The organism is Bordetella pseudohinzii, from assembly GCF_000657795.2.
Classification (GTDB): Bacteria; Pseudomonadota; Gammaproteobacteria; order Burkholderiales; family Burkholderiaceae_B; genus Bordetella; species Bordetella pseudohinzii.
The window spans coordinates 422,045-448,122 of record NZ_JHEP02000003.1 but is presented as its reverse complement, the minus strand read 5'-3'; the positions used below and the strand labels follow the sequence as shown (position 1 = coordinate 448,122).

Annotated in this window: 24 protein-coding genes; 15 read left to right on the top strand and 9 right to left on the bottom strand. The window is 67.3% G+C overall.

The genetic code is table 11. From position 1 onward, the window contains the following. Window positions 1-259: 259 nt before the first annotated feature. Window positions 260-1,243, bottom strand: a complete 984-nt coding sequence (locus tag L540_RS06500) for a Tim44 domain-containing protein (RefSeq protein ID WP_043210059.1) — start codon at window positions 1,241-1,243, stop codon at window positions 260-262. 170 nt (window positions 1,244-1,413) lie between these two features. After that, window positions 1,414-2,184 (bottom strand): bifunctional demethylmenaquinone methyltransferase/2-methoxy-6-polyprenyl-1,4-benzoquinol methylase UbiE, encoded by a 771-nt coding sequence (ubiE, locus tag L540_RS06495; protein WP_043210061.1) that lies wholly within the window; start codon window positions 2,182-2,184, stop codon window positions 1,414-1,416. A gap of 140 nt (window positions 2,185-2,324) precedes the next feature. Here ubiE and phoB point away from each other — a divergent pair, with 140 nt between their 5' ends. From phoB to serA, 9 genes are all read left to right on the top strand, one after another. Beyond that, window positions 2,325-3,023, top strand: coding sequence for a phosphate regulon transcriptional regulator PhoB (gene phoB, locus L540_RS06490; protein WP_043210063.1), 699 nt, complete (start codon window positions 2,325-2,327; stop codon window positions 3,021-3,023). A gap of 12 nt (window positions 3,024-3,035) precedes the next feature. Beyond that, the gene (gene phoR, locus L540_RS06485; RefSeq protein ID WP_043210065.1) at window positions 3,036-4,343 is read left to right on the top strand and encodes a phosphate regulon sensor histidine kinase PhoR; all 1,308 of its coding nucleotides are present in this window, start codon (window positions 3,036-3,038) and stop codon (window positions 4,341-4,343) included. A gap of 52 nt (window positions 4,344-4,395) precedes the next feature. Next, window positions 4,396-5,067: a heavy metal response regulator transcription factor gene (locus L540_RS06480; protein ID WP_043210066.1), complete on the top strand. Its 672-nt coding sequence runs from the start codon at window positions 4,396-4,398 to the stop codon at window positions 5,065-5,067. Next, window positions 5,064-6,410, top strand: a complete 1,347-nt coding sequence (locus L540_RS06475; RefSeq protein WP_043210068.1) for a heavy metal sensor histidine kinase — start codon at window positions 5,064-5,066, stop codon at window positions 6,408-6,410. Before L540_RS06480 ends, L540_RS06475 begins: the two co-directional genes overlap by 4 nt. Before the next feature lie 81 nt (window positions 6,411-6,491). Continuing rightward, window positions 6,492-6,989, top strand: a complete 498-nt coding sequence (locus L540_RS06470) for a cupredoxin domain-containing protein (protein WP_043210070.1) — start codon at window positions 6,492-6,494, stop codon at window positions 6,987-6,989. After that, entirely contained in the window at window positions 6,986-8,716 is a 1,731-nt protein-coding gene (locus tag L540_RS06465) for a copper resistance system multicopper oxidase (protein ID WP_043210072.1), read from the top strand. The genes L540_RS06470 and L540_RS06465 overlap by 4 nt, the downstream gene beginning before the upstream one ends. A 3-nt stretch (window positions 8,717-8,719) precedes the next feature. Then, a complete protein-coding gene (locus L540_RS06460; protein ID WP_048026093.1) occupies window positions 8,720-9,562 on the top strand; it encodes a copper resistance protein B in 843 nt (280 codons plus the stop codon). Between the two features lie 10 nt (window positions 9,563-9,572). Further along, window positions 9,573-10,046, top strand: a complete 474-nt coding sequence (locus L540_RS06455; protein ID WP_043210074.1) for a DUF411 domain-containing protein — start codon at window positions 9,573-9,575, stop codon at window positions 10,044-10,046. A 125-nt stretch (window positions 10,047-10,171) separates the two neighbouring features. Continuing rightward, window positions 10,172-11,371 (top strand): phosphoglycerate dehydrogenase, encoded by a 1,200-nt coding sequence (gene serA, locus L540_RS06450; protein ID WP_043210076.1) that lies wholly within the window; start codon window positions 10,172-10,174, stop codon window positions 11,369-11,371. On the opposite strand, the gene L540_RS06445 is transcribed toward serA, so the two are convergent. Continuing rightward, window positions 11,346-12,254 (bottom strand): LysR family transcriptional regulator, encoded by a 909-nt coding sequence (locus L540_RS06445; RefSeq protein WP_043210079.1) that lies wholly within the window; start codon window positions 12,252-12,254, stop codon window positions 11,346-11,348. The genes serA and L540_RS06445 overlap by 26 nt on opposite strands. Window positions 12,255-12,397: 143 nt before the next feature. Between L540_RS06445 and L540_RS06440 the strand changes: the two genes are divergently transcribed. Genes L540_RS06440 through L540_RS06425 form a run of 4 tightly spaced genes read left to right on the top strand, consistent with a single transcriptional unit; the run spans window position 12,398 to window position 15,358 of the window. Further along, window positions 12,398-12,823: a VOC family protein gene (locus L540_RS06440; RefSeq protein WP_029580044.1), complete on the top strand. Its 426-nt coding sequence runs from the start codon at window positions 12,398-12,400 to the stop codon at window positions 12,821-12,823. A 20-nt stretch (window positions 12,824-12,843) separates the two neighbouring features. After that, window positions 12,844-13,578, top strand: coding sequence for a 5-oxoprolinase subunit PxpB (gene pxpB / locus L540_RS06435; protein WP_372432999.1), 735 nt, complete (start codon window positions 12,844-12,846; stop codon window positions 13,576-13,578). Next, the gene (locus L540_RS06430; RefSeq protein ID WP_043210084.1) at window positions 13,575-14,597 is read left to right on the top strand and encodes a 5-oxoprolinase subunit C family protein; all 1,023 of its coding nucleotides are present in this window, start codon (window positions 13,575-13,577) and stop codon (window positions 14,595-14,597) included. The genes pxpB and L540_RS06430 overlap by 4 nt, the downstream gene beginning before the upstream one ends. Next, a complete protein-coding gene (locus L540_RS06425; RefSeq protein WP_043210086.1) occupies window positions 14,594-15,358 on the top strand; it encodes a LamB/YcsF family protein in 765 nt (254 codons plus the stop codon). The genes L540_RS06430 and L540_RS06425 overlap by 4 nt, the downstream gene beginning before the upstream one ends. A gap of 5 nt (window positions 15,359-15,363) precedes the next feature. On the opposite strand, the gene L540_RS06420 is transcribed toward L540_RS06425, so the two are convergent. The 3 genes from L540_RS06420 to L540_RS06410 all read right to left on the bottom strand — a co-directional run bounded on the left by L540_RS06420 (window position 15,364) and on the right by L540_RS06410 (window position 20,776). Further along, a complete protein-coding gene (locus tag L540_RS06420) occupies window positions 15,364-16,071 on the bottom strand; it encodes a GntR family transcriptional regulator (RefSeq protein WP_082149567.1) in 708 nt (235 codons plus the stop codon). Window positions 16,072-16,172: 101 nt separating this feature from the next. Then, window positions 16,173-20,135 carry a DUF3683 domain-containing protein gene (locus L540_RS06415; protein ID WP_043210091.1) on the bottom strand — a complete coding sequence of 1,321 codons (3,963 nt, stop codon included), beginning with the start codon at window positions 20,133-20,135 and terminating at the stop codon, window positions 16,173-16,175. Between the two features lie 113 nt (window positions 20,136-20,248). Then, window positions 20,249-20,776, bottom strand: a complete 528-nt coding sequence (locus L540_RS06410) for a YqaA family protein (RefSeq protein WP_043210093.1) — start codon at window positions 20,774-20,776, stop codon at window positions 20,249-20,251. A gap of 98 nt (window positions 20,777-20,874) precedes the next feature. Between L540_RS06410 and ilvA the strand changes: the two genes are divergently transcribed. Next, window positions 20,875-22,383 carry a threonine ammonia-lyase, biosynthetic gene (gene ilvA, locus L540_RS06405; RefSeq protein ID WP_043210096.1) on the top strand — a complete coding sequence of 503 codons (1,509 nt, stop codon included), beginning with the start codon at window positions 20,875-20,877 and terminating at the stop codon, window positions 22,381-22,383. 154 nt (window positions 22,384-22,537) lie between these two features. Here the strand turns inward: ilvA and L540_RS06400 are convergent, their stop codons facing one another. Both L540_RS06400 and L540_RS06395 read right to left on the bottom strand, forming a co-directional pair. Beyond that, complete coding sequence (locus L540_RS06400) at window positions 22,538-23,650, bottom strand: porin (RefSeq protein ID WP_043210098.1); 1,113 nt, start codon at window positions 23,648-23,650, stop codon at window positions 22,538-22,540. Window positions 23,651-23,907: 257 nt separating this feature from the next. After that, the gene (locus L540_RS06395; protein WP_043211026.1) at window positions 23,908-24,270 is read right to left on the bottom strand and encodes a DUF4148 domain-containing protein; all 363 of its coding nucleotides are present in this window, start codon (window positions 24,268-24,270) and stop codon (window positions 23,908-23,910) included. Window positions 24,271-24,580: 310 nt separating this feature from the next. Here L540_RS06395 and L540_RS06390 point away from each other — a divergent pair, with 310 nt between their 5' ends. Next, complete coding sequence (locus L540_RS06390) at window positions 24,581-25,471, top strand: LysR family transcriptional regulator (RefSeq protein ID WP_043210100.1); 891 nt, start codon at window positions 24,581-24,583, stop codon at window positions 25,469-25,471. 6 nt (window positions 25,472-25,477) lie between these two features. Here the strand turns inward: L540_RS06390 and L540_RS06385 are convergent, their stop codons facing one another. After that, window positions 25,478-26,026, bottom strand: a complete 549-nt coding sequence (locus L540_RS06385) for an adenine phosphoribosyltransferase (RefSeq protein WP_043210102.1) — start codon at window positions 26,024-26,026, stop codon at window positions 25,478-25,480. Window positions 26,027-26,078 lie beyond the last annotated feature (52 nt).

Sequence of the window (26,078 nt, the reverse complement as noted above, 5' to 3'; positions counted from 1 at the left end):
TGTCCTGTCCTGTCCTGTCCTGTCCTGTCCTGTCCTGTCCTGTCCTGTCCTGTCCAACCGTCCCTCCCGTTGAATCACCAGTCCAGCGCAAGCTTGGCAATGCAAATAGTCTAGGGAGACGGCGTCACGGCGTATGTCGGCGCTTTCGCGTAAACAAGCGCCGGTTTCCTCGCTTCCTATCAACCACGGCTCGCGGTGGCCAAGAAAAATGCCCGCGCGGAGCGCGGGCATATCAAGGGGTACTACGGAGCCTGACAGATCAGCTGGCGTGTTCGACAGGGATCTGCTGGATGCCGGCCAGAAGCCAGCCGCCACTGGTGGGCTTGAAGAGGTTCCAGACCTCTTCGAAGCGGAAAGCCTCGGCACCCGGGTTTTCGCGCAGCATGCCGGAGAAGCGGACGCTGGCCAGGTGGCCGTCGGAGACGGTCTCGATGCCCAGGAGCTCGGCATTGAGCAGCACGACCTCGGTCTTGTTGGCCTCGTTGCCGCGCGCTTCGAGCTGCGGCTTGAGTTCGGCGATCAGGTCGTCGGTGAGCAGGTCGCGCAGGTTGTCGACGCTACCGCTGTCCCAGATGGCCTGGATGCGGACGAACTGCTCCTTGGCCTGCTGCAGGAAACGCGGCGTGTCGAAGTCGCCCGGGATGAACCAGTTGCCGTCCTCGCCCGCCTTGGGCAGGGTGGCGGCGGCCGGCGCGGCAGCGGCGGCGGGCGCCGGCGCCAGGCTCTCGCGCCACATCGGCTGCTGCTGCGCTTGCTGGCCGGCGGAGGCGTTGTACGCGCCCTGCATGGCCTGGCGCGGCGCCGCGCCGCGCAGGCGGCGGACGATGAACAGCACGGCGAAGACCACCAGGCCGATCAGCAGGGCGCTGCCGAGGAATTCGGCCAGCGCGCCGCCCAGGCCCAGGCTGGAGAACAGCGCGGCCAGGCCCAGGCCGGCGGCGATGCCGGCGATGGGGCCGAGCCAGCGCGAGGCGCCGCTCTTGGCGGCCGCGCCCGCGGCGGCCGTGCCGGCCGCGGCGGTGCTGGCGCCCGTGGCGGCGCCGGCCGTGGTGCCCGCGCCCGGGGTGGCCGGCGGCGTGGTCGCCTGGCGTTGGGTGGTGACGTTGGAAGACTGGCGGCCGACGCTGGAGCCGCCACCCGCGCGGCGCGCCTCCGCGTCAAAAGACGCGGTGATCAGCGCGGCGCCGGAGACGGCGATCAGCGCCGCGGCCAGCACTCGGGAAAGGCCAAACTTGGTGGACATGACGGTAATGCTCCTCGTGTATGCGCCCGCCCCACAGGAGCGAGAGGCGGCAGGGCGGCGCCTGCCGTCGATTTCTTACAAAAAACTGAACAACCCTAAGAATAACGGACAAGATCGTCCGCCACAAGTTCCCGGGAGGGCCCGCGCCGGGGCCGCCGGGGACGGGGCGTTCAGCTCAGGCGCACCCCTTCGTGCAGGGCGGCCACGCCGGCGGTCAGGTTGAAGTACTGCACCCGGTCCAGGCCGGCGGCGCGCATCATGTCGGCCAGGGTGTCCTGGTCGGGATGCATGCGGATGGATTCGGCCAGGTAGCGGTAGCTCGCCTCGTCATTGGCGACCTTTTTGCCCAGCCAGGGGAGCACATTGAAGGAATACCAGTCGTAGGCCGGCGCCAGGGGCTTGGCGACCCGCGAAAACTCCAGCACCAGCAACTTGCCGCCGGGCTTGAGCACCCGCGTCATTTCCGCCAGGGCCTTGTCCTTGTGGGTCATGTTGCGCAGGCCGAAGGCCACGCTCACGCGGTCGAAATAGCCATCCGGGAAGGGCAGCTTTTCCGCGTCACAGACGGCCAGCGGCAGGATCATGCCGCCATCGGTCAGCCGGTCGCGGCCCACGCGCAGCATGGAATCATTGATATCGGTGAGCCAGACCTCGCCCGTGGGCCCGGCCCGCTTGGCGAAAGCCCGGGCCAGGTCGCCCGTGCCGCCCGCGATGTCCAGCACCTTCATGCCGGGCCGCACGGCGGCGCGGCCGATGGTGAAGGCTTTCCAGATGCGGTGCAGGCCGGCCGACATCAGGTCGTTCATGACGTCATACCGCGAGGCGACCGAATGGAAGACTTCGGCCACTTTGCGCGCTTTGTCGCCCTCGGGCACGGACTGGAAGCCGAAATGGGTGCTGCCCGAAGGGGACGGATCGGAAGAAGAGGGAGGCTTTTGCATGGTGAAATCCCGGGAGATGGCCCAATGGTAGCCGATTGGCGCAGGGGATCCGGCCTCGGATTCGGTCACATACCTGAAATATTGCGGCCATACTATGGCAACGTTCGCGCCATCAGGCGCCCCGCTGCGTATCCATCCCTATGTCTAGCACCATTCTTGTCGTCGAAGATGAACCCGCCATCCAGGAACTGATCGCGGTCAACCTCTCTTTCGCCGGCCACAAGGTCTTGCGCGCTTTCGACGCCGAACAGGCCCAGACCCTGATCCGCGCCGAACTGCCCGATCTCATCCTGCTGGACTGGATGCTGCCCGGCATGTCGGGCCTGTCGCTGGCCCGCAAGCTGCGCGACGACGAACGCACCCGCAGCGTGCCCGTCATCATGCTGACGGCCAAGGGCTCGGAGCAGGACAAGGTGGACGGCCTGGAAGCCGGCGCCGACGACTACATCACCAAGCCCTTCTCGCCCAAGGAATTGATGGCGCGCATCAAGGCGGTGCTGCGCCGCCGCGCGCCCCAGCTCACCGACGACATCATCGATGTCGGCGGCCTGAAACTCGACCCCGTCACGCACCGCCTCTCGGGCAATGCCCAGCCGCTGCAGATCGGGCCGACCGAGTTCCGCCTGCTGCACTTCTTCATGACCCACCCCGAGCGGGTGTTCTCGCGCTCGCAGCTGCTGGACCAGGTCTGGGGCGACCACGTCTTCGTCGAGGAACGCACGGTCGATGTCCATATCCGCCGCCTGCGCAAGGCGCTGGAGCCCAGCGGCCACGACGCCCACGTCGAGACCGTGCGCGGCAGCGGCTATCGGTTTACGTCCCAGGTGCCGGCGCGGTAAAACCTCTCCACGATGATCTGGCTGCGCACGCTTTCGCTGATTGCCCTGTGGGGGGTGCTCAGCCTGTTGCTCCATGGCCTGGCGGGCTCGCCCGCGGGCTGGATACTCTTTTCCGTCGCCATGATGGGCATGGTGCTGTGGCGCAGCTGGCGCCTGCAGCGGGTCTCGGCCTGGGCCCATGATCCCGATTCGGCGCCGCCGGCCGGCGTGGGGCCCTGGGAAGACATCCTGGCCCCGCTCTACCGCTATACGCGCGCCCGGCGCCGCGAACTGGCCGAACTGCAGGAAACCATGCAAGGCATGCTGGCGGCCGCCCAGGCCCTGCCCGATGGCGTGGTCACCCTCAATGAGGACTTCCAGATCGAGTGGGGCAACCGCATGGCGCGCCGCCACCTGAGCCTGCGCCTGCCCGCCGACCGGGGCCAGAACCTGCTGAACCTGCTGCGCGCGCCGGAATTCGTGGCCTACGCCCATCGCAGCGCCTGGCCCGAACCCATTCTGGTGCGGCTGGGCCAGGCCGGCCAGGAGCGCGTCATGATGATCCAGCTGGCCGCCTATGCCTCCAACCGCCGGCTGCTGATCTCGCGCGACGTGACCCAGATCGAAAAGCTGGAGACCACCCGGCGCGATTTCGTCGCCAATGTCTCGCATGAGCTGCGCACCCCGCTCACGGTGCTGGCCGGCTTTCTCGAAACCCTGCACGAGATGCCGGCAGCGGCCCTGGGCGAAGAACAGCGCAGCCAATACCTGGCCATGATGCTGGAGCAGGCGCAGCGCATGCAGGCCATCGTCGAAGACCTGCTCACCCTTTCCACGCTGGAGTCCTCGCCCGGCTCCGACCCGGTGGCGGTCAACCTCGCCGCGCTGCTGCAGACCGCGCGCCAGCAGGCCGAGGTGCTATCGGGCGGCCGGCATGCCTTCGACTGGCATATCGACCCCGGCCTGGACGTGCTGGGCAATGGCACGGAGCTGGCCTCGGCCCTGTCCAATCTGCTGACCAATGCCGTGCGCTACACCCCCGAGGGCGGACATATCACCGTGCGCTGGGAGGCCACGGCCGACGGCGGCGCGCGCTACAGCGTGCGCGACACCGGCATCGGCATCCCGGCGCGGCATATCCCGCGCCTGACCGAGCGCTTCTACCGGGTGGACCGCGGCCGCTCGCGCGCCGTGGGCGGCACCGGCCTGGGCCTGGCCATCACCAAGCACATCGCCCTGCGCCACGACGCCGAGCTGCTGATCGAAAGCGAGCCCGGCAAGGGCAGCACCTTCTCGCTGCGCTTTCCGCCCGACCGCGTGGTGCCGGCCGAAGCGGCCTGAAAGCCCGGAGGATGGCGGATAATGGCGGATCCGCCATCCTCCGCCTGCCGCCATGCGCATTCTTGTCATCGAGGACGAGCCCAAGCTGGCCGAATACCTGCACAAGGGGCTGTCCGAGCAAAACCATGTGGTCGATCTCGCGCATGACGGGATAGACGGCTGCCACCTGGCCATCGAAGGCGATTACGACGTGGTCATCCTGGACGTGATGCTGCCCGGCCAGGATGGCTTCAGCGTGCTGCGCCAATTGCGCGCGCGCCGGGGCACGCCCGTGCTCATGCTCACCGCGCGCGACCAGGTGGAAGACCGCGTGCGCGGCCTGGAGGGCGGCGCCGACGATTACCTGGTCAAGCCTTTCGCGTTCTCCGAACTGCTGGCGCGGGTGCATGCGCTGCAGCGCCGCGGCCGCGCCCAGGAGCCCACCCTGCTGCGCCTGGACGATCTCGAACTCGATCTGGCCAGCCGCAAGGCCCAGCGCGCCCGCCAGCGGCTGGACCTGACGGCCAAGGAGTTCACCCTGCTGGCCCTCCTCTTGCGCCGCCAGGGCCAGGTGCTGTCGCGCGCCACGCTGGCCGAACAGGTCTGGGACATGAATTTCGACAGCGACACCAATGTGATCGAAGTCGCCATCCGGCGCCTGCGCGCCAAGATCGACGATCCTTTCGAGCGCAAGCTGCTGCACACCGTGCGCGGCATGGGCTATGTGCTGGAGCGCCGCGATTGAAAGCGCCGTCCCTGCAGCTGCGGCTGACGCTGGCGCTGGGCGCCATCGCCCTGCTGGTGTCCCTGGTGGCGGGCCTGACGCTGTACTGGGCCTTGCAGCGCGAGGTGCGGCGCCAGGAGGTGACCGAGGCGGCCGGCAAGGCCGAGCTCATCGCCCACCTGGCCGGCATGCAGCCCGGCTCGCTGACCGAACTGCGCGCCAGTCTGGACGGCATGACCGCCGGCCACGGCAATCTCGGGGTCTGGATCGAGGCCGATGGCCGCCTGCTCTATGGCGCGGCCCCGCCGCGGATACGCCGCCAGGCCGGCCATGAAGTCGAAATCCAGATGCCGGACGGCGCCCGCCTGCATGGGGTGCAGACGCCGCTGGATGCGCATGGCCTGGCCGGCGGGCGCCTGACCGTGGCGGTGGGCACGGGCGCGGGCAGCCAGTTTCTCTACGCCTATGGCAGCGCGCTGCTGCTCATCTGCGCGCTATGGGTGGGCCTGACCGTCGTCCTGTCGGCCTGGGCCGTGCGGCGCACGCTGGCCCCCATGCGGCGCCTGTCGGCGCAGGCGGCCGGCATCGGCCCCGATCATCTCGAGCGGCGCCTGCCGCTGGCCGGCGCCGACCGCGAGGTCCAGGACCTGGCCGCGGCCGTCAATCGCTTGCTGGACCGCCTGCAGCTGGCCTATCAGCAGATGGAAGGTTTCAACGCCAATGTGGCCCATGAGCTGCGCACCCCGCTGGCCACGCTGATCAATGGCGCCCAGCTGGCGCTGTCTTCGCCCCGCGGCAATGACGAATTGCGCGACACCCTGTCCTCCAGCCTCGAAGAACTGGAAGACATGAAGACCCTGATCAATGACATGCTTTTCCTGGCGCGCGCCGACAGCGGCGAACGCGCCGGCGACGCGGCGCCCGTGGACCTGGCCCAGGAGGCCAGGCGGGTGGCCGAGTTCTTCGAGCCCGCGCTGGAAGGATTGCATCTGGACGTACAGGGCCAGGCCGAGGCGCGCGCCAATGCCAATCTGCTCAGGCGCGCGCTGGTCAATCTGGTGGCCAATGCCATCCGCGCCACGCCGCCTGGCGGCGTGATACGCATCGTCTGCGAGACCCTGCCCGGCGGCATGGCCCGGATCTCGGTGCGCAATCCCGGCCCGCCCATCGCGCCGGCCGATCTGCCGCATATCTTCGAGCGCTTTTACCGCGCTGGCGCGGCCCATCGCCGGCGCGGCGAAGGCCATGGCCTGGGCCTGGCCATCGTGCGCGCCATCGCCATCATGCACGGCGGACAGGTCCATGCCCGCAGCGGCGCGGAGGACACCGACATCGGCCTGACGCTGGGGCCGGGCGCCAGATAACAGAATCGTAATGTTGGCGACAGGCTGGGGTCAGAGCGCCCTGGCTAGAGTGGAGGGCTCATTCTTTCGGACGGATCATCCATGAAATCAGCCCTCGGCGCCCTCGCGCTAGCCCTCGCCCCCCTGCTCTCCCTGGCCGCGCCGGGCCAGGGCCACATGGGCCAGATGGACCACACGAATATGAATATGGCGGGCATGAACCACGGCCCGGCCGACATCGGGCAGCCGGCCAAGAACCCCACGCGCGATATTCAGATCGACATGGGCGACAACATGCGTTTCACGCCCGAGCGCATCCGCGTCAAGCCGGGCGAAACCGTGCGCTTCGTGGTGAAGAACAGCGGGCAGATCCGCCATGAGTTCGTGCTCGGCACGCCGGCCGATCTGCAGGCCCACTACCAGATGATGCTGCAACAGCCCGACATGCCCCACCATGGCATGGGCAATTCGGTTTCGCTGGAGGCCGGCCAGACCGGTGAACTGATCTGGCGTTTTCCCAAGCAGGGCGACGTCGGCTTCGGCTGCCTCGAACCCGGCCACTACCCCGCCGGCATGCAAGGCAAGGTGGTGGTGGAATGAGCCCCGCCGATCCGGGCCGCCGGCGCTTCGTGCGCGGACTGGCGGGCGGCGGCGCCCTGCTGGGCGCGGGTTTCTGGCCCGCCCTCTCGAACGCGGCCACCGAGCTGCCTGAATTGCGCGGCACCGAGTTCCAGCTCGACATCGGCGCGACGCCGGTCAACTTCACCGGCCGCCCGCGCATCGCCACCACGGTCAATGGCAGCCTGCCGGCGCCGGTGCTGCACTGGCGCGAAGGCGACGAGGTGACGCTGCACGTGCGCAACCGCCTGGCCGAAGCGACCTCCATCCATTGGCACGGCATCCTGCTGCCCACCGAAATGGACGGCGTGCCGGGCTTGAGCTTTCCCGGCATCGCGCCGGGCGAGACCTTCACCTATCGCTTCCGCCTGCGCCAAAGCGGGACCTACTGGTATCACAGCCACTCCGGCTTCCAGGAACAGACCGGCCTGTACGGCGCCATCGTCGTGCACCCGCGCCGCCGCGACCCCGTGGCCAGCGAGCGCGACTACACCGTGCTGCTGTCCGACTGGACCGACGAAGACCCCATGCAGGTCTTCCGCAAGCTCAAGGTCATGCCGGATTACTACAACCTTATCCGGCCCAGCCTGCAGAGCCTGCGGCGCGATGCGCAGCGCGCGGGCTGGCGCGACGCGCTGTCCGAACGGCTGATGTGGGAACAGATGCGCATGAACCCGACGGACCTGGCCGATGTCTCGGGCGCCACCTACACCTATCTGCTCAACGGCCGCACGCCCGCCGGCAACTGGACCGGCTTGTTCACGCCCGGCGAACGGGTGCGCCTGCGCCTGATCAATGGGTCGGCCATGAGCTATTTCGATGTGCGGCTGCCCGGCCTGAAAATGACGGTGGTCAGCGCCGATGGCCAGGATGTGCGGCCAGTGACGGTCGATGAGCTGCGCATCGGCGTGGCCGAGACTTATGACGTCATCGTCCAGCCCAAGGAAGCGCGCGCCTATACCCTGTTTGCGCAATCCATCGACCGCTCGGGCTACGCCCGGGGCACGCTGGCGCCGCGGGCCGGCATGCAGGCCGAGGTGCCGGCGGTCGACGACGTGCAGGTGCTGTCCATGCAGGACATGGGCATGGACCATGCCGCCATGGGCCATGGCGCGGCGCCGGCGATGGACCATGGCCAGATGGACCATGGCGCGATGCATCACGGCCCGGCCGGCGGCGGCCTGATCGCCGCGGCCCATGCGCATGCGGCCGGCGATGGCGTGGCCAACAATATGGTGCCCGCCATGGTCAGCACGCGCCTGGACGACCCCGGCCCCGGCCTGCGCGGCAACGGCCGCCGGGTGCTGACCTACGCCGATCTGCATTCCATCGTCGAACCGGCCGACAAGCGCCCGCCCAGCCGCGAAATCGAACTGCACCTGACCGGCAATATGGACCGCTATATGTGGTCCTTCAATGGCAAGACCTTTACCGAGGCCGAGCCCATCGTGCTCAAGCAGGGCGAGCGCGTGCGCTTTGTGCTGGTCAATGACACGATGATGCTGCACCCCATCCATCTGCATGGCCTGTGGAGCGACCTGGAGTCGCCCGAAGGGCGGTTCCAGGTGCGCAAGCACACCATCACCGTGCTGCCCTCGCAGCGCATCAGCTACCGCGTGAGCGCCGATGCGCGCGGCAACTGGGCCTATCACTGCCATCTGCTTTATCACATGGAAGCGGGCATGTTCCGCGCCGTGGTCGTGGAGTAAGCCATGAAGACCGCTTTGTTCGGCCTCGCCTTGGCCGCCTTCTGCACCGCTGCCCTGGCCCAGTCCGCCGGCCACGCCGGCCATGTCATGCCCGCCGCCAGCGCCGCCATGCCCGCCGCCGGCGACGGCGCGCCCGCGGTGGGCAGCCTGCCCTCCAGCGATGGCGGCGGCGGCCGGCGCTATGACGAGTACGGCATCCACCCGCACATGCTCGACGATGCCGTGAGCTGGCGCCTGGGCTTCGAGAAGTTCGGCCTGGCCCAGCTGCGCGACGGCAGCAGCGCGGCCCAATGGGACGGCCAGTTCTGGATCGGCAACGATCGCGACAAGCTGGTCGTCGAGAGCGAGGGCGAAAAAGCAGCGGGCCGCTCCGACGCATTTGCCCAGGCCTTCTGGAGCCATGCCATCAGCCCCTATTGGGATCTGCGGCTGGGCGCGCGGCGCGATTTCGGCAGCGAGGCCGCGCGCAACTGGGCCGCGCTCGGGCTGGCCGGCGCCCTGCCCTACAACATCGAGACGCAGCTCACCGCCTACGCAGGCGGTTCGGGCCGCACGGCCCTGCGGCTGCAGGCCGAGTATGATTTCCTGATCACGCAAAGGCTGGTGTTCACGCCCGAAGTCGAGGCCATGGCCTACGGCAAGACGGATCGGCAGCGCGAGACCGGATCCGGCCTGGCCCAGGGCAGCCTGAGCCTGCAATTGCGTTACGAGGTCACGCGCCAGTTCGCGCCCTATGTCGGCGTGTCGTTCAGCCGCAAGTTCGGCAACACGGCCAGCATGGCGCGCGACGCGGGGCAAAGCGTGTCCGATCGCGCCTGGCTGATGGGCGTGCGTTTCTGGTTCTAGGATGCCTGCGATGACATCACCTTCTCCCGCGCGCCGCCGCCTGGCCGGCGCCGCCCTGTTGCTGCCCCTCCTGGCGCCGCTGGCCGCGCGCGCCGCCCAGGACCCGGTCATCGAGGTCTGGAAGACGCCGTCCTGCGGCTGCTGCGGCGCCTGGCTGGACCATCTGCGCGCATCCGGCCTGCGCGTGAACGCGCGCGACGTCGCCGACACCGCGCCCATACGCAAGCGCGCCGGGCTGGCGCCGCAATATGCGTCCTGTCATACCGGACTGGTGGCCGGCTATGCCATCGAGGGCCATGTGCCGGCCGAAGACATCCGGCGCTTGCTCGCGCTGCGGCCCCGGGCGGTCGGGCTGGCCGTGCCCGGCATGCCGGTAGGCAGCCCGGGCATGGACGATCCGGTCTATGGCGGGCGGCGCGATCCCTACGATGTGCTGCTGGTGCTGGCCGATGGCGGCGCCAGCGTCTGGCGCGCCGTGCGCTGAGGCCACACTGCCGCCAAGGGATTGTGCGCTTGGCGCGTGGATCTGGGCCACAATGGAGAAACCGGCGCCCGCTGGCGCCGGCTCCGGGACAAGGCCCGGCCCCCCTCTCCTGACGGCAAACATCCATGGCTCAAATCGTATTTTTCGAGAACGTCCATCCCAGCGCCCGCGCGGTCTTCGAAGCCGCCGGCTACACCGACATCGCCACGCACAGCACGGCCCTGCCCGCCGAGCAGCTGCGCGCCGCCCTGCGCGGCGCCGAAGTCGTGGGGATCCGCTCTCGGACGCATCTCGATGCCGAGCTGCTGGCTGAATTTCCCGACATCCGCGTGATCGGCTGCTTTTGCATCGGCACCAACCAGGTCGATGTCGACGCCGCCATGAAGCGCGGCGTGCCGGTGTTCAACGCGCCTTTCTCCAATACCCGCTCGGTGGCCGAGCTGGTGCTGGGCGAAGCCATCCTGCTCCTGCGCCGCATTCCCGAGAAAAATCTGCGCGTGCATCAGGGGCACTGGGACAAAAGCGCCGCCGGCGCCTTCGAAGCCCGCGGCAAGACGCTGGGCATCATCGGCTACGGCAACATCGGCTCGCAGATCAGCACGCTGGCCGAGGCCGTCGGCATGCGCGTGGTGTATTTCGACGTCGAGGCCAAGCTGCCGCTGGGCAATGCCCGCGCGGCGGCCTCGCTGGAAGAGCTGCTGAACCAGTCCGACGTCGTGACGCTGCACGTGCCCGGCGGCAAGAGCACCGAGAACATCATCAACGCCGAGACGCTGGCGCAGATGCGCCGGGGCGCCATCCTGATCAACGCCTCGCGCGGCACGGTGGTCGATATCGCGGCCCTGGACGCCTCGCTGCGCTCGGGCCACCTGGCCGGCGCCGCGCTGGATGTCTTTCCGACCGAGCCCAAGGGCCCGGACGAAGCGCTGGCCAGCCCGCTCATCGGCCTGCCCAACGTCATCCTCACGCCGCACATCGGCGGCAGCACCCAGGAGTCCCAGGAAAATATCGGCCGCGAGGTGGCGGAGAAACTGGTGCGCTTTCTCAAGGCCGGCACCACCAAGACGGCGGTCAATTTTCCGGAACTGGCCTATGTCGAGCCGGCGGGCGCGGCGCGCATCCTGCACGTGCACCGCAATGCCCCGGGCGCCCTCGGCACGCTGGACAGCCTGCTGGCCGAACACGGCCTGAACATCGTCAGCCAGACGCTGCAGACGCGGGGCCAGATCGGCTATGTCGTCACGGACGTCGACGGCAGGGTGGACGACGCCGTGATGAGCGCGCTGCGCAACCATCCCATCACGGTGCGCTGCGATCGTCTGTAAGCCCGGCGGCCGGGCCTTCGGGCCTGGCCTGCCCCAGGGCGGCCTGCCCCAGGCAGTCCACCATTTTTTCCAGCAGCGGCGAACGCGACAAACGCCCGATCACGCCGATCTCCCGCACGAAATCCGGCTCGCCCAGGTCCATCAGACGCAAGCCCCGCTCGTCCAGCCGGCGGGTGCGCGGCAGCAGCGCGACGCCCAGCCCTTCGCGCACCAGATTCGCCAGGGCGTCGATCTCGTCCAGTTCGACCGCCTCATGCACCGCCACCCGATGGCGCCGCAGAAAGCGATCCACCAGGCGCCCGCCGAAAGACGAACGGTCGTAGCGGATAAAAGGCTCGCTCTCCAGCACATCGCGCCAGGGCCTGGGCGGCATGCGCGCGCTGACCGCCAGCACCATGGGCTCGCGCAGCAGCACCTTCCAGGCCAGTTCGGGCGGCAGCGTGAACGGCGGCCGGATCAGCACCACGAGATCCAGTTCGCCGGCATCGACCTGGCCCAGCAAGGACAGCGACACCCCCGGAACGACACGCACCCGCACATCGGGATAGGCCGCCCGAAACGGCTTGAGCGCATGCACCAGCAGATCCTGCTGCACCGAGGCGATGGCCCCGATGCGCAAGACGCCGCTCACGCGCCCGCCGGCCTGGTTGACCATGCCCTCGGCCAGGGCCAGCAGCTCTTCGGCCTGGGGCAGCAGTTCGCGGCCATGGGCATTGAGCACGGCCGCCTTGCCGCTGCGGTCGAACAGGGCGGCGCCGAGATGGTCTTCCAGGCGGCGGATCTGGGCGCTGACCGCCGACTGGGTCAGCCCCAGCTGGCGCCCGGCGCCGGTGAAGGTGCCGTCGCGCGCCACGGCGACAAAGGTCTTGAATTCACGCAGCATAATCAGGGACGAGCTTATACCCCAGGGCAAGCATCAATTTTTTTGATGGCAAGTCCCAAAAAATATCGTTTTTCGATCAAAAAAACAATACGTAAACTAGCGCTGTCGCAGCCTTGCCGCTGCCTTGCCCTGGAAACGCCATCATGACGACCGCCATCCCTCCTTTCCACCTTGCTTTCCCGGTCCGCGACCTGGCCGAAGCCCGCAAGTTCTACGGTGAACTGCTGGGCTGTCCGGAAGGGCGCAGCTCGCCCGAATGGATCGACTTCAATTTCTATGGTCACCAGATCGTGGCCCACCTGGCCCCGGGCGAATGCGGCGCAAACGCCACCAATGCCGTAGACTCGCATAATGTGCCGGTGCGTCACTTCGGCGTGGTGCTCTCGATGGAACAATGGGAGGCCATGGCCAAGAAACTGACCGATGCCGGCACCGATTTCGTCATCGAGCCCTACATCCGTTTCAAGGGTGAAGTCGGCGAACAGGCAACCATGTTCTTCCTGGATCCGTCGGGCAACGCCCTGGAGTTCAAGGCCTTCAAGAATATCGAGTCGCTGTTCGCCAAGTAAGCCCTTGCCGCCCAGCAGGATTGCCGTTGTCCGAGACTCAAGAAGCCGCTCCCGGTCATCCCGACTGGCGCATCCAACCCCAGGGCGACCGCTGCCTGCTGGTCATCCTGGGCGACAGCATCGCTGAAGCCACCGGCCGGCTCTGCCTGGGGCTGGCCCGCCAGATCCGCCTGGCGCGCTGGCCCGGCGTGGTGGACGTGGTGCCTTCGTTCACCACGGTGGCCGTGCACTACCGGCCGCTGCCCCAGGGCGGCCCGCGGTTCGCCGACCTGGCCGCGCGCGTGCGCGGACTGCTGGCCCAAGGCATCGCGACCGACACGCTGGCCGGCCGCGACGTGGACGTGCCCGTCTGCTACGGCGGCAGGCACGGCCCCGACCTGGCCGAGGCCGCGCGGGCCTGCGGGCTGTCCGAAGACGAGCTCATCGCGCTGCACGGCCAGCCCGGCAGCATGGTCTATATGCTGGGCTTCGCGCCGGGACACAGCTATATCGGCGTGCATGATGCGCGCCTGAACCTGCCCCGGCGCGATTCGCCGCGCACCGAGGTGCCGGCCGGCTCGGTGGCCATCGCCAACCGCCAGACCGTGATCTATCCCAGCCGCCTGCCCGGCGGCTGGAGCATCATCGGCGCCACGCCGCTCGTGCTGTTCGATCCGGCGCGCGAGCCGGCCTCGCTGCTGCAGCCGGGCGACCGCATCCGCTTCGTGCCCATCGATGAGGCCGCCTTCGACCGCCTGCGCGCGGAACAGCCATGAGCATCACCGTACTGAAGCCCGGCATGTTGTCGACCTTCCAGGACGAAGGACGATATGGCTACCAACACCAGGGCATCCCCGTGGCCGGCGCCATGGACGAGCGCGCCCACCGGCTGGCCAATCTGCTGGCCGGCAACAACACCCAGGCCGCCACGCTCGAAATCACGCTCACCGGCCCTACCCTGCGCTTTGACAGCGCGGCCTGCTTGGCCGTGGCCGGCGCCGACCTGGGCGCCACGCTGGACGGCAAGCCGCTGGCGCTCAATCGCCCGCTGATCGCGCGGCCCGGCGCCATCCTGGCCTTCGGCGCGCCGGCGCTGGGCGCGCGCGCCTATCTGGCGGTCTATGGCGGTTTCGCGCTGGAGCCGGTCATGGACAGCGGCAGCACCTATCTGCGCAGCGGCTTTGGCGGCTGGCAAGGGCGCGCGCTGCGCAAGGATGACCGCATCGGCCTGGCCCGGCCCCTGCGCGCCGCAGCCGAGGTGCTCGACCCCCTGGCCCAGATGCTGTGGGACACGCGCATCTACCTGCCCGCGACCCTGCGCGCTTTCGCGCGCGATACCCTGAGAGTGCTGCCCGGCCCGCACTGGGAAGAATTCTCCGCCGGCTCCCGCGCCGCCTTCCTGGAGCAGCCTTTCCGCATCAACGCCCAATCCGACCGCATGGGCTACCGGCTGCAGGGCCCGCCCCTGCGGATGGACCGGCCGCGCCAGATCCTGTCCGAAGCCACCTGCTTTGGCACCGTGCAGGTGCCGGCCGGCGGCGAGGCCATCGTCCTGATGGCCGACCGGCAGACGACGGGCGGCTATCCCAAGCTGGCCCAGGTCGCCAGCGTCGACCTGCCCGCGCTGGCCCAGCGCCGGCCCGGAGAAGAAGTCCGTTTTTCCATGATCGAACTGGAGCAGGCCCAGGCGCTGGACGGCGCCCGGGCGCGCGCCTTCGATGAACTGCATGCCAGCCTGCAAGCCCTGCGCGACCCGCTCTTGCAGTCCATCGCCCTGAAAGAGGCCCGAACATGAGCAAGACCCTGGATCTGAACTGCGACATGGGCGAGAGCTACGGCGCCTGGCCGATGGGCAACGACGCCGGCGTGCTGCCGCTGGTGAGCTCGGCCAATATCGCCTGTGGTTTTCATGGCGGCGACCCCGGCACCATGCGCAAGACCGTCGCGCTGGCGCTGGCCAACGGCGTGGCCATCGGCGCGCATCCCAGCCTGCCGGACCTGGGAGGCTTCGGACGCCGCGTCATGCAGATCAGCGCGCAGGAAGCCTACGACATGGTGGTCTACCAGGTCGGCGCCCTGGCCGGCGTGGCCGCCTCCCAGGGGGCCCGGCTGCATCACGTCAAGGCCCACGGCGCGCTGTACAACATGGCCGCCAAGGACGCCGCGCTGGCGCGCGCCATCTGCACGGCGGTGCGCGACGTGGACCGCCAGCTCATCCTCTACGGGCTGGCCGGCAGCCACTGGATCAGCGAAGCGCGGGCCCTGGGCCTGCCCGCCGCGCAGGAGGTCTTCGCCGACCGTTCCTACCAGGACGACGGCAGCCTCACCCCACGCACCCAGCCCGGCGCCATGATCACCGATGCCGACCAGGCCGTGGCCCAGGTCTTGCAGATGGTGCAGCAGGGCAGCGTGATCAGCGTCAGCGGCAAGACCGTGCCGCTGGCCGCCGACACGCTGTGCATCCATGGCGACCAGCCCAACGCCGTGCCGTTCGCCGGCGCCATCCGCCAGGCCCTGCGGGCGGCCGGCATCGCCGTGGGCGCCCCGCGGGCCTGAATGCTTCAGAGCACGGCGGTTTCGGCGGCCGCCTCGTCGTAGGCGCGCACAATGCCCGGCAGATGGTCCAGGACGTGGGCGCGCGCCGCGTCGGCCGCGCGCAAGGCATCGCCGGCCTCCAGGGCGCGCAGCACTTCGCCATGAAAGGTGTCATAAGCCAGGTGAGCCAGGGCGTGGCGCAAAAAGAGGTAGCGCATGGGCTCGACCTGCTCGTATAGCCGCGCCAGCGTGTCTTCCAGCGGCGTATTGCGGGCGTAGCGCACGCCGGTCAGATAGAAAGCGCGCAAGAAGGCGGCATAGCCGCGGACATCCTGGCCGGCATGCGCGCGCGCCATGTCCCGGTCACAGGCCCGCAGTTCATGCAACAATTCGCCACAAATCATGCCATCGAGCTGTCTCAGCCCGTAGGCGGCCAGCTCGGCGCGCAGCGCATAGATCTGCCGGATCTCGGCTTCCGCATAACGCCTGACGCGAAAGCCCTTGCGCTGCATATGCACCACCAGGCCGGTGAGCTCCAGCAGGCGCAAAGCCTCTCTTATCGGGCTGCGGCTGGTGCCGAAGCGCTGTTCCAGCTCCTGTTCGCGCAGCGGCTGGCCTGGCCTGAACGTGCCATCGATGATCAGCTCGCGGATTTGTTCCTGGAGGAAATAGGGAATCGTGGCTGGCGCTTTGACGTGCAAGTTCGGTTCCAACGGTATGAAAAACTGTTGCATGGAGGGAGACAAATATTGAAACACAAAAGTCTCCGCCGACTCCATAGGAAATCCATACCGCCGGCCCGCGCGGGACCGGCCCGCGCGGCCTGGAACCCAGGCTAGACCAGCACGCGCTCGATGCCGCCCGTATTGGCGCGGCGCACATAGTCTTCCATCCAGCTCTCGCCCAGGATGTGGCGCGCCATCTCCACCACGATGTAATCCGCGTCCATGCCGGTGTCGCCCTGGTAGCGCGACAGGCCCTGCAGGCAGGACGGACAGGAGGTCAGCACCTTGACGTCGCCGTCAAAGCCGTCGGCGCGCACGGCCGCGCCGCCTTTTTGCAGCTCTTCCTGCTTGCGGAAACGCACCTGGGTCGAGATGTCGGGACGGCTGACGGCCAGCGTGCCGGATTCGCCGCAGCAGCGGTCGCTCTTGACCGCCTGCTCGCCCACGAGGGAGCGCACCGTCTTCATCGGATCCTGCAGCTTCATGGGCGTATGACAGGGGTCGTGGTACATATAGCGCACGCCCTGCACGCCATCGAGCTTGATGCCTTTTTCGAGCAGGTATTCGTGGATGTCGATCAGGCGGCAGCCCGGGAAGATCTTGTCGAATTCATAGCCGGCCAGCTGGTCATAGCAGGTGCCGCAGCTGACCACCACGGTCTTGATGTCCAGATAGTTCAGCGTGTTGGCCACCCGGTGAAACAGCACGCGGTTATCCGTGATGATCTGCTCGGCCTTGTCGGTCATGCCATTGCCGCGCTGCGGATAGCCGCAGCACAGATAGCCTGGCGGCAACACGGTCTGCACGCCCGCATGCCACAGCATGGCCTGGGTGGCCAGGCCCACCTGCGAGAACAGGCGCTCCGAGCCGCAGCCCGGGAAATAGAACACCGCCTCGGTATCGGCCGTGGTGCTCTTGGGATCCCGGATGATGGGCACGTAGTTGGCGTCTTCGATATCCAGCAGCTTGCGCGCGGTCTGCTTGGGCAGGCCGCCCGGCATCTTCTTGTTGATGAAGTGCACCACCTGCTCGCGCAGGGGCGGCTTGCCCACCGTGGCCGGCGGATGTTCGGTCTGCTTGCGGGCCACGCTGGCCAGCAGGTCATGCGCGGCGCGCTGGACCTTGTAGCCCACGCCCACCATGGCCTTGCGGGTGGCGTTGATGGTCGCCGGGTCCTTGGCGTTCAGGAAGAACATGGCCGCGGCCGTGCCGGGGTTGAAGGACTTGCGGCCCATGCGGCGCAGCAGCGCGCGCATATTCATCGAGACGTCGCCGAAATCGATATCGACCGGGCAGGGCGTATAGCACTTGTGACAGACCGTGCAATGGTCGGCCACGTCCTCGAATTCTTCCCAATGGCGCAGGCTCACGCCGCGGCGCGTCTGCTCCTCGTAGAGGAAGGCCTCGACCAGCAGCGAGGTCGCGAGGATCTTGTTGCGCGGCGAATACAGCAGGTTGGCGCGCGGCACATGGGTGGCGCACACGGGCTTGCACTTGCCGCAGCGCAGGCAGTCCTTGACCGACTCCGAAATCGCGCCGATGTCGCTTTGCTTCATGATGAGCGACTCATGGCCCATCAGGCTGAAGCTGGGCGTCCAGGCGTGGCGCAGGTCGGCGCCCGGCATGAGCTTGCCGGCATTGAAATGGCCGTTGGGGTCGACGCGGCGCTTGTAGGCCTGGAAGGGCGCGAGCTCTTCCTCGGTGAGGAATTCGTACTTGGTCAGGCCGATGCCGTGCTCGCCGGAGATCACGCCGTCCAGGTCGCGCGCGATCTGCATGATGCGGTCCACCGCCTCGTGCGCCTCGCGCAGCATGCCGTAATCGTCGGAGTTGACCGGCAGGTTGGTGTGCACGTTGCCGTCGCCGGCGTGCATGTGCAGGGCCACGAAGACCCGGCTCTTGAGCACGCGCGCGTGGATGTTCTTGATTTCGTCCAGGATGGGCTTGGCCGCGACGCCCGAGAAAATGCCCTGCAGCCCGGCCAGCACCTCGGTCTTCCAGGAGATGCGCACCGTGCGGTCCTGCACGACGTCGAAGACCCGCGCCCGCGGCTGGGCTTGCAGCCGCGCGCCGAAGGCCTCGGCCATGCCGTCCAGGCCGATGTCCGCCAGATGCGGTCCGGCCTCGGCCAGGGCCAGGTCGAGGTGGTCCAGCAGCCATTGCCAGCGGCGGCGCGCGCCGGCCAGCAGCGCCACGGCCTGCTGGGTGCGTTCGGCCAGCACCTCGGCGCGCGTCAGCGCGGCGTCTTCGGCGTCCTCGGGCTTGCCCACGGGCAGGGGCTGGGCGAGATACTCGTCCAGCGCATCCAGCAGGCGCAGCTTGTTGCGCGTGGACAGCTCGATATTGATGCGCTCGATGTGATCCGTGTACTCGCCCATGCGGTTGAGCGGGATGACCACGTCTTCATTGATCTTGAAGGCATTGGTATGGCGCGCGATGGCCGCCGTGCGCGAGCGGTCGGCCCAGAATTTCTTGCGGGCCTCGGCGCTGACGGCGACAAAGCCCTCGCCATGGCGGGTATTGGCCAGGCGCACCACTTCGCTGGCGGCCGCGGCCACCGCATCTTCGTCGTCGCCCACGATATCGCCGATCAGCACCATCTTGGGCAGCACGCCGCGCTTGCTCTTGGTGGCATAGCCCACCGCGCGCAGATAGCGCTCGTCCAGGTGCTCCAGGCCGGCCAGGATGGCGCCGCGCTGGCGGCCCTCGCCGTCCAGATAACCCTTGACCTCGACAATGGACGGGATGGCATCGCGCGCCTGGCCGAAGAACTCCATACAGACCGTGCGCGTATGGCGCGGCATGCGGTGCACCACCCAGCGCGCCGAAGTGATCAGGCCGTCGCAGCCTTCTTTCTGCACGCCCGGCAGGCCGGCCAGGAATTTATCGGTCACGTCCTTGCCCAGGCCTTCCTTGCGGAAGACGCGGCCCGGAATCTCCAGGATTTCGGTGCGCAGCAGCTTCTCGCCGGGCTGGGCCGCGCCGTCGAAGCACTTGACCTCGAAACGCGCCACTTCCACGTCGTGGATCTTGCCCATGTTGTGGTCCAGGCGCGTGACTTCCAGCCAATTGCCGTCCGGATCCACCATGCGCCACCAGGCCAGGTTGTCCAGGGCCGTGCCCCAGAGCACGGCCTTCTTGCCGCCGGCGTTCATGGCGATATTGCCGCCCACGCAGGAGGCCTCGGCCGAGGTCGGATCCACGGCGAAGACAAAGCCGCCGCGCTCGGCCGCCTCGGCCACGCGCTTGGTGACCACGCCCGCGCCGGTGGCGATCACGCCCACCTGGTCGTCGCGGCCGGGCAGGCGCGCCAGCTCGACTTCGCCGATCTGGTCGAATTTCTCGGTATTGATGACCGCCGACTTCCAGGTCAGCGGAATGGCGCCGCCGGTGTAGCCGGTGCCGCCGCCTCGCGGCACGATGGTCAGCCCCAGCTCGATACAGGCGCGCACCAGGGCGGCGATTTCTTCCTCGCCGTCCGGCGTCAGCACGACAAAGGGGTATTCGACCCGCCAGTCGGTCGCGTCGGTGACATGGGCCACGCGCGACAGGCCGTCGAACTTGATATTGCCGCGCGCCGTGATCCGCCCCAGCACCTTCTGCGCCTGCTTGCGCAACTGGTCGGTCAGGTCGAACTGCGCCTCGAATTCGGCCACCGCGGCGCGCGCGCGCGCCAGCAGTTCCACCACCTTGGCGTCGCGCTGGGAATCATGCCCCTGGGCGGCGGCCCCTTCGGGCTCGCGGCGCTTGTCGATCTCGCCCAGGCGGTGATGCAGGGCCTCGATCAGCAACTTGCGGCGCTTGGGGTTGTCCAGCAGGTCATCCTGCAGATAGGGATTGCGGCGCACCACCCAGATATCGCCCAACACTTCGTAGAGCATGCGGGCCGAACGGCCGGTGCGCCGCTCGCCGCGCAGGTCGGACAATAGTTGCCAGGCGTCCTCCCCCAATAGCCGGCCGACGATCTCGCGGTCGGAGAACGACGTGTAGTTATAGGGAATTTCGCGCAAACGCGCGCCGGGTGCGGGCGGTATCGCCGCAGTCAGGATTTGGCTGGCGAGGGGGGCGTTCATGGAAGCAGCTGGAAGGGGCCCTAAAAAAGCATTTTAAGACATTGCCGGGCCCGGGCCGGCCAAGACCCCCCGGCGCCCCGGGAATAGACGTTCAGGAAACCGTCAGCTTGGGCTCAAATGGCCCAGAGCAGGCCCGCGGTCAGGACGACGTAGCGGGCCAGTTTGCCCACCGCCATATAGGCCACGCAGGGCCAGAAGGACAGGCGCAACCAGCCGGCCACGGCGCACAGCGGGTCGCCCACGCCTGGCAGCCAGGCCAGGAGCAACGCGGCCGGCCCCACGCGGCGCAGCCATTGCCGCGCCCGGGCATTCCAGCGCCCCGACATCCGCCGGGCGAAACCGCCCTGCTCTTCGGGCGCATGGGGATGCTTTTCGCGCCAGCGCTCAAAAGCCTGGTGCGCGCCCAGGCCCATCGCGTAGCTGATCACCCCGCCCAGGGTATTGCCCAGCGCGGCGACCACGATCGTCGGCCAGAACATATCGGGCTGCAGCTTGATGAAGCCGAAGACCACCGCTTCCGAGCCCAGCGGCAGCAAGGTGGCCGAGAGCACGCAAACCAGGAAGACGGCCGGCAGGCCCACCTCGGGCAAGGCCAGGGCGGCCAGCAGCCAATGCACGGAGTCGAGCAGCCATTGTTCCATGCGGCGCAGTGTAGCCCGCCCGCGGTTGGCCGGCCCCCGGATGGCCGCCCCCCCTGTGGTAATCTGCCCGACGCTACTTTTTACGCACCGGCTGTTCCATGTCCACTGATTATCTGAAACGCATCCTGACCTCCAAGGTCTACGACGTCGCTGTCGAATCTCCGCTCGAAACCGCTCCCCTGGTGTCGCAGCGAATTTCGAACACCGTCCTGCTCAAGCGCGAAGATACCCAGCCGGTGTTCAGCTTCAAGCTGCGCGGCGCGTACAACAAAATGGCCAACCTCTCGCCGGCCGCCCTGGCGCGCGGCGTGATCGCCGCCTCGGCCGGCAACCACGCCCAGGGCGTGGCCCTGGCGGCGCGCCGCCTGGGCTGCCGCGCCGTGATCGTCATGCCGACGACCAGCCCGCAAGTGAAGATCGACGCCGTGCGCCGCCTGGGCGGCGAGGTCGTCCTGGCCGGCGAAAGCTTCACCGATGCCTACCAGCACTCGCAGAAGCTTGAAAAAGAACAGAAGCTGACCTTCGTCCATCCCTTCGACGACCCGGACGTCATCGCCGGCCAGGGCACGGTCGGCATGGAGATCCTGCGCCAGCACCCCGGCCCCATCGAAGCCGTATTCGTGGCCATCGGCGGCGGCGGGCTGATCGCCGGCGTGGCGGCCTATATCAAGCAGCTGCGCCCCGAGATCAAGATCATCGGCGTGCAGACCGAAGACTCCGACGCCATGGTGCGCAGCGTGCGCGCCGGACGCCGCGTCACCCTGAGCGATGTCGGCCTGTTCTCCGACGGCACCGCCGTCAAGCTGGTGGGCGCCGAGACCTTCAAGCTCACGCGCCAATATGTCGATGACTTCGTGGTGGTCAATACCGACGCCATCAGCGCGGCCATCAAGGACGTCTTCCAGGATACGCGCAGCGTGCTCGAACCGGCCGGCGCGCTGGCCCTGGCCGGCGCCAAGCAGTACGCCGCCCAGCACAAGCTCAAGGGCAAGACGCTGATTGCCATCACCAGCGGCGCCAACATGAATTTCGACCGCCTGCGCTTCGTGTCCGAACGCGCCGAGGTGGGCGAGATGCGCGAAGCGGTGTTCGCCGTGAGCATGCCGGAGCAGCGCGGCAGCTTCCGCCGCTTCTGCGAACTGGTGGGCGACCGCAGCGTCACCGAGTTCAATTACCGGATATCGGATGCCGCGCAGGCCCATGTATTCGTCGGCCTGCAGGTCAGCTCGCCCGCCGAGCCGGACAAGATCGCCGCGCATTTCCGCAAGAGCGGCTTTGCCACCCTGGATCTCACGCACGATGAAATGGCCAAGACCCACCTGCGCCACATGGTGGGCGGGCGCTCTTCGCTGGCCAAGAATGAACTGCTCTACCGCTTCGAGTTTCCCGAGCGGCCGGGCGCGCTCATGCGCTTTCTCAACGCCATGAACCCCGATTGGAACATCAGCCTGTTCCATTACCGCAACCAGGGCGCGGACTACGGCCGCATCCTGATCGGCATCCAGGTGCCGCCCTCGGACAAAAAACTGTTCAAGACCTTCATCGCCGAGCTGGGCTATCCGCACTGGAACGAGACCGAAAACCCGGCCTACAAACTCTTCCTGTAAGGCCGCCGGAATAAAAAAAGGGCCTCCCTTATGGGGAGGCCCTGCTTCTTCGCGTTAAAGACGTCCGGCCGCAAACTTTGGGTTCGTGTCACTCACGGTCTACGGAGATAGGCACCGCGAATTCCTTCAACTTGATGCCGGACGTCTGCAACACTTAGAACCGGTGACGGATACCGACCGCGAACGCCGTATCCTTCGCATCGTGCTGGAAGGCGTAGTTGTCGGCGTACGAAGCGTAGGCGTACAGGTTGGTGCGCTTGCTCAGGTCATAGGTGTAACCCAGGCTGTACACGTTGAACGTGGCGTCGTCGCCCGTCAGCTTGTCGTTGTCCGGGGTGGCGCGCTGCCAGGAACCGAACACGGCATGACGGCCCAGGGGCACGGTCGCGCCGATCATGTACGAGTTGGCGCGGAAGCCGTCGGCGCCGCGGAAGGAACCGAACTTGTTCATGCCGTCCGGGGTCGTGCCCATGTCCTGGCCAACGAACCAGCCGTCGCGGGTCTGGCCAAAAGCGGCAGCCAGCTTGACCACTTCGAAGTCATACGAAGCGCCGAGGGCATAAGCCTGGACCGAGTCCGTGTCCTTGCCGCCGGTGATGTTGTTGCTGACGTTCATGCGGTCATAGACCAGCGCCACGTTCAGGGGGCCGTTCAGGTACTGCAGGCCGGTGGTCAGAACGCGGTTGTTGTCGTTGGTCTGGAAACCCTTGCGACCGTTGGTGTCTTGCGTGTCATCCGCGTTGAAGGCGTAGCCGATGCCAAACTTGAAGCCGCTGAAGCTCGGGGTTTGGTACAGGACCATGTTGTCCAGGCGCATCGTGTTCGCGGTGCTGAACGTCGTACCCAGGTTGGCGGTGTTGTAGCTGATCGAGAAGGGATCGATCGAGCCCAGGAACTTCGACGCCATATTGGTCTGGCGGCCGAATTCCAGGCGGCCCCAGGTGTCGCTGTCCAGGCCAACCGTGGCTTGACGGCCGAACAGGCGGCCATTTTGCTGCGAGTTGCCGTTCAGGGGACCGAAACCGGCTTCCAGGTTGAACACGGCGCGCAGGCCGTCACCCAGGTCTTCCACACCGCGCATACCGAAGCGCGAACCGCTGCTCACGCCTTGAACGGCGCCGAAGCGGTTCTGCTTGTCGCCCTTGAATTTCACTTGCTCGTAACCGATACCGGCGTCGATCAAACCGTACAGCGTGACCGAGTCAGCCGCTTGCGCCGCGCCAGCGAAACCGGCCAGCAGCGCCACAGCCAATAGCGTCTTTTTCATGATGAGTTCCCATTGCGGAAGGACTTGAAAAGGCTTGCGCGCGCTACGCTCATTGCGTCTACCCCACTGCTTTTTGAGGCCTCGGGGCGGCGCGCACAATGAAAGTTTCAGTCGTGTAACGATCAGGAGTAACCCTTATTTCGGAGAACACCTTTCCATCAATGAAAATATAAAGACCCTAATTACATATTAAGGCCATATCTGGAATACCGATTTCCTGCCCGCCTCCCAGGGAAGCCCGGGCGAAAGCGGCGATTTCAGCCCTGGCCGGAACGCCTCCCTGTGGCGGCCGGCGGGTAGTCCAATTCGCCGAAAGTTACTTCCCCCGCGTCCCTGGCCTGTTGTAATTCCGCCGCAATCTGGGCCCGCGTCTTGCCCACGGCGGGCTTGGCCGCGGGCGGATAGTCCAATTCACCCTGCGGGACCCGCCCCTGTTCCTGCCGCTCCCGCTCAACGGCGGCCCGCGTCTTGAAGCGGCCCTGGGGCTGGACCGGGGGATAGTCGAGTTCGCCGGACGCCATCTGTCCGGCCGCCTTGGCCGCCAGGCGCTCGGCGCGCACCTGCTCGCGCGTCTTGGGCGCGGCCGGGCCGGCGCTTTCGGGGGGTGGGATCTTGGCCATAGGCGTCGTCGCGGGCGCTCGCATGGGGGGATGACTGATCGTATTGCCGGCGCCGCCTCCAGGCAACGAACACGAAAGCGGCGCGCAATCGGAGTATCCTGCGCAGCGGGATTAGTAAAAACCCTTAATTTGAGTATCATCTTTCCATCAGTGGGATCAAACGCCCAATGAAGGAAAAATACGGCCTGTTTATAGAACGAAAATCTTGCGATTCAGTTTGCTGAAAGCACTGCCTGGAAAGCAGATTTCCAACTGCGCAATAATCAGGGCACGTATCATAGGCGCGCCAGCAGACACACCCGGAACGATTATGGACATCCAGCTCAACGACATCGCCTTGTTCGTCGAAGTCGCCAAGCGCAAGAACTTCAGCCACGCGGCCGAAGCCTTGGGTATCCCTACGTCCACCCTGTCGCGCCGCGTGAGCGAGCTGGAACGCAGCATAGGCATGAAGCTGCTCAACCGCAGCACGCGCCGCATCGACCTGACCGAAGCCGGCGCGGTGTACTTCGAGCGCTGCCGGCATATCGTCGAAGAGGCCCGCGTGGCCCATGAGCAGCTGCAGGACATGGCCGCCCAGCCCAAGGGCCGGCTGCGCATCTCCATGCCCACCAGCCTGGCGCAGCTCTTCCTGCCCATCGTGATCCGCGATTTCCGCGAGCAGTATCCGGACATCGAATGCGATTTCGACCTGAGCATGCGGCCCATCGACCCCATCAGCAATCCTTTCGACCTGGTGCTGCGCTTCGGGCCGCAGCCCGACTCCAGCCTCATCGCCAAACAGATCGTGCTGATGACGCAGCAGCTCTATGCCTCGCCCCAGTATCTGGAGCAGCACGGCGAGCCGCGCGTGCCTTCGGACCTGGGCCACCATGAATGCCTGCGTCCGGCCATGAACGAAGCCTTTTCCTACTGGGTGCTGCACTCGGGCGAGAAAGTCGAGCGCGTCCAGGTGACGGGCCGGCTGGCCGCCAACAACGTGGGCATGCTGGGCCGCCTGGCCAGCCAGGGCATGGGCATCACCCCGCTGCTGGTCTTTGACGCCATGGAGCGCGCCATCTCGCAAAGCGGGCTGGTGCGGGTGCTGCCGCACTGGAGCCTCACCCCCATGCCCCTGTTCGCCCTGCTGCCCTCGCGGCGCATCCCGGCCAAGACCCGGGCCTTTCTGGATTTCATCCAGCCCCGCCTCACGGACGCCTGAGCGGCGCTAGTCCCCCTGGGAAAACTGGCAGACCGTGTAGAGCGGCGTGCCGGTCTGCGCGATATGCTGCGAGCCGCCCAGATAGGGCAGGTCGATGACGGCGGCCGCCTCGACCACATTGGCGCCCAGGCGCTGCAGCAGCTTGATGGCCGCGACCATGGTGCCGCCGGTGGCGATCAAATCGTCGATCAGCACCACGCGCTGCCCGGTGCGCACCGCGTCGGTGTGCATTTCGACCGTGGCATTGCCGTACTCCAGCGAATATTCTTCGGCCACGGTGCGATAGGGCAGCTTGCCCTTTTTGCGCACCGGCACGAAACCGAGATTCAGCTCATAGGCCAGCACGCTGCCCAGGATGAAGCCGCGCGCGTCCACGCCCGCCACCAGGTCCAGGCGTTGGCGCATATAGCGGTAGACGAAGAGATCGACGAGGGCGCGGAAGGTGCGCGGATCCTGCAGCACCGGCGTGATGTCGCGGAAGACGACCCCGGGGGCAGGCCAATCGGGGACGCTGCGTATGGTGCGCCGGATGAGTTCGGCGTAATCGGTCTGCATGATGAGAACTCCCCGGTTTGAAGCAAGGCGAACTATAACCGCGCCCGGCCCC

Bases quoted from the DNA above. Each gene is read 5' to 3' on its own strand.
- L540_RS06385 (WP_043210102.1), bottom strand. From the start codon at position 26,026: ATGCAGACCGATTACGCCGAACTCATCCGGCGCACCATACGCAGCGTC.
- L540_RS06480 (WP_043210066.1), top strand. From the start codon at position 4,396: ATGCGCATTCTTGTCATCGAGGACGAGCCCAAGCTGGCCGAATACCTG.
- L540_RS06395 (WP_043211026.1), bottom strand. From the start codon at position 24,270: ATGGCCAAGATCCCACCCCCCGAAAGCGCCGGCCCGGCCGCGCCCAAG.
- L540_RS06425 (WP_043210086.1), top strand. From the start codon at position 14,594: ATGAGCAAGACCCTGGATCTGAACTGCGACATGGGCGAGAGCTACGGC.
- L540_RS06410 (WP_043210093.1), bottom strand. From the start codon at position 20,776: ATGGAACAATGGCTGCTCGACTCCGTGCATTGGCTGCTGGCCGCCCTG.
- L540_RS06430 (WP_043210084.1), top strand. From the start codon at position 13,575: ATGAGCATCACCGTACTGAAGCCCGGCATGTTGTCGACCTTCCAGGAC.
- L540_RS06460 (WP_048026093.1), top strand. From the start codon at position 8,720: ATGAAGACCGCTTTGTTCGGCCTCGCCTTGGCCGCCTTCTGCACCGCT.
- L540_RS06465 (WP_043210072.1), top strand. From the start codon at position 6,986: ATGAGCCCCGCCGATCCGGGCCGCCGGCGCTTCGTGCGCGGACTGGCG.
- ubiE (WP_043210061.1), bottom strand. From the start codon at position 2,184: ATGCAAAAGCCTCCCTCTTCTTCCGATCCGTCCCCTTCGGGCAGCACC.
- phoR (WP_043210065.1), top strand. From the start codon at position 3,036: ATGATCTGGCTGCGCACGCTTTCGCTGATTGCCCTGTGGGGGGTGCTC.
- L540_RS06470 (WP_043210070.1), top strand. From the start codon at position 6,492: ATGAAATCAGCCCTCGGCGCCCTCGCGCTAGCCCTCGCCCCCCTGCTC.
- ilvA (WP_043210096.1), top strand. From the start codon at position 20,875: ATGTCCACTGATTATCTGAAACGCATCCTGACCTCCAAGGTCTACGAC.
- L540_RS06415 (WP_043210091.1), bottom strand. From the start codon at position 20,135: ATGAACGCCCCCCTCGCCAGCCAAATCCTGACTGCGGCGATACCGCCC.
- serA (WP_043210076.1), top strand. From the start codon at position 10,172: ATGGCTCAAATCGTATTTTTCGAGAACGTCCATCCCAGCGCCCGCGCG.
- L540_RS06445 (WP_043210079.1), bottom strand. From the start codon at position 12,254: ATGCTGCGTGAATTCAAGACCTTTGTCGCCGTGGCGCGCGACGGCACC.
- L540_RS06500 (WP_043210059.1), bottom strand. From the start codon at position 1,243: ATGTCCACCAAGTTTGGCCTTTCCCGAGTGCTGGCCGCGGCGCTGATC.
- L540_RS06440 (WP_029580044.1), top strand. From the start codon at position 12,398: ATGACGACCGCCATCCCTCCTTTCCACCTTGCTTTCCCGGTCCGCGAC.
- phoB (WP_043210063.1), top strand. From the start codon at position 2,325: ATGTCTAGCACCATTCTTGTCGTCGAAGATGAACCCGCCATCCAGGAA.
- L540_RS06390 (WP_043210100.1), top strand. From the start codon at position 24,581: ATGGACATCCAGCTCAACGACATCGCCTTGTTCGTCGAAGTCGCCAAG.
- L540_RS06400 (WP_043210098.1), bottom strand. From the start codon at position 23,650: ATGAAAAAGACGCTATTGGCTGTGGCGCTGCTGGCCGGTTTCGCTGGC.
- L540_RS06455 (WP_043210074.1), top strand. From the start codon at position 9,573: ATGACATCACCTTCTCCCGCGCGCCGCCGCCTGGCCGGCGCCGCCCTG.
- L540_RS06420 (WP_082149567.1), bottom strand. From the start codon at position 16,071: ATGCAACAGTTTTTCATACCGTTGGAACCGAACTTGCACGTCAAAGCG.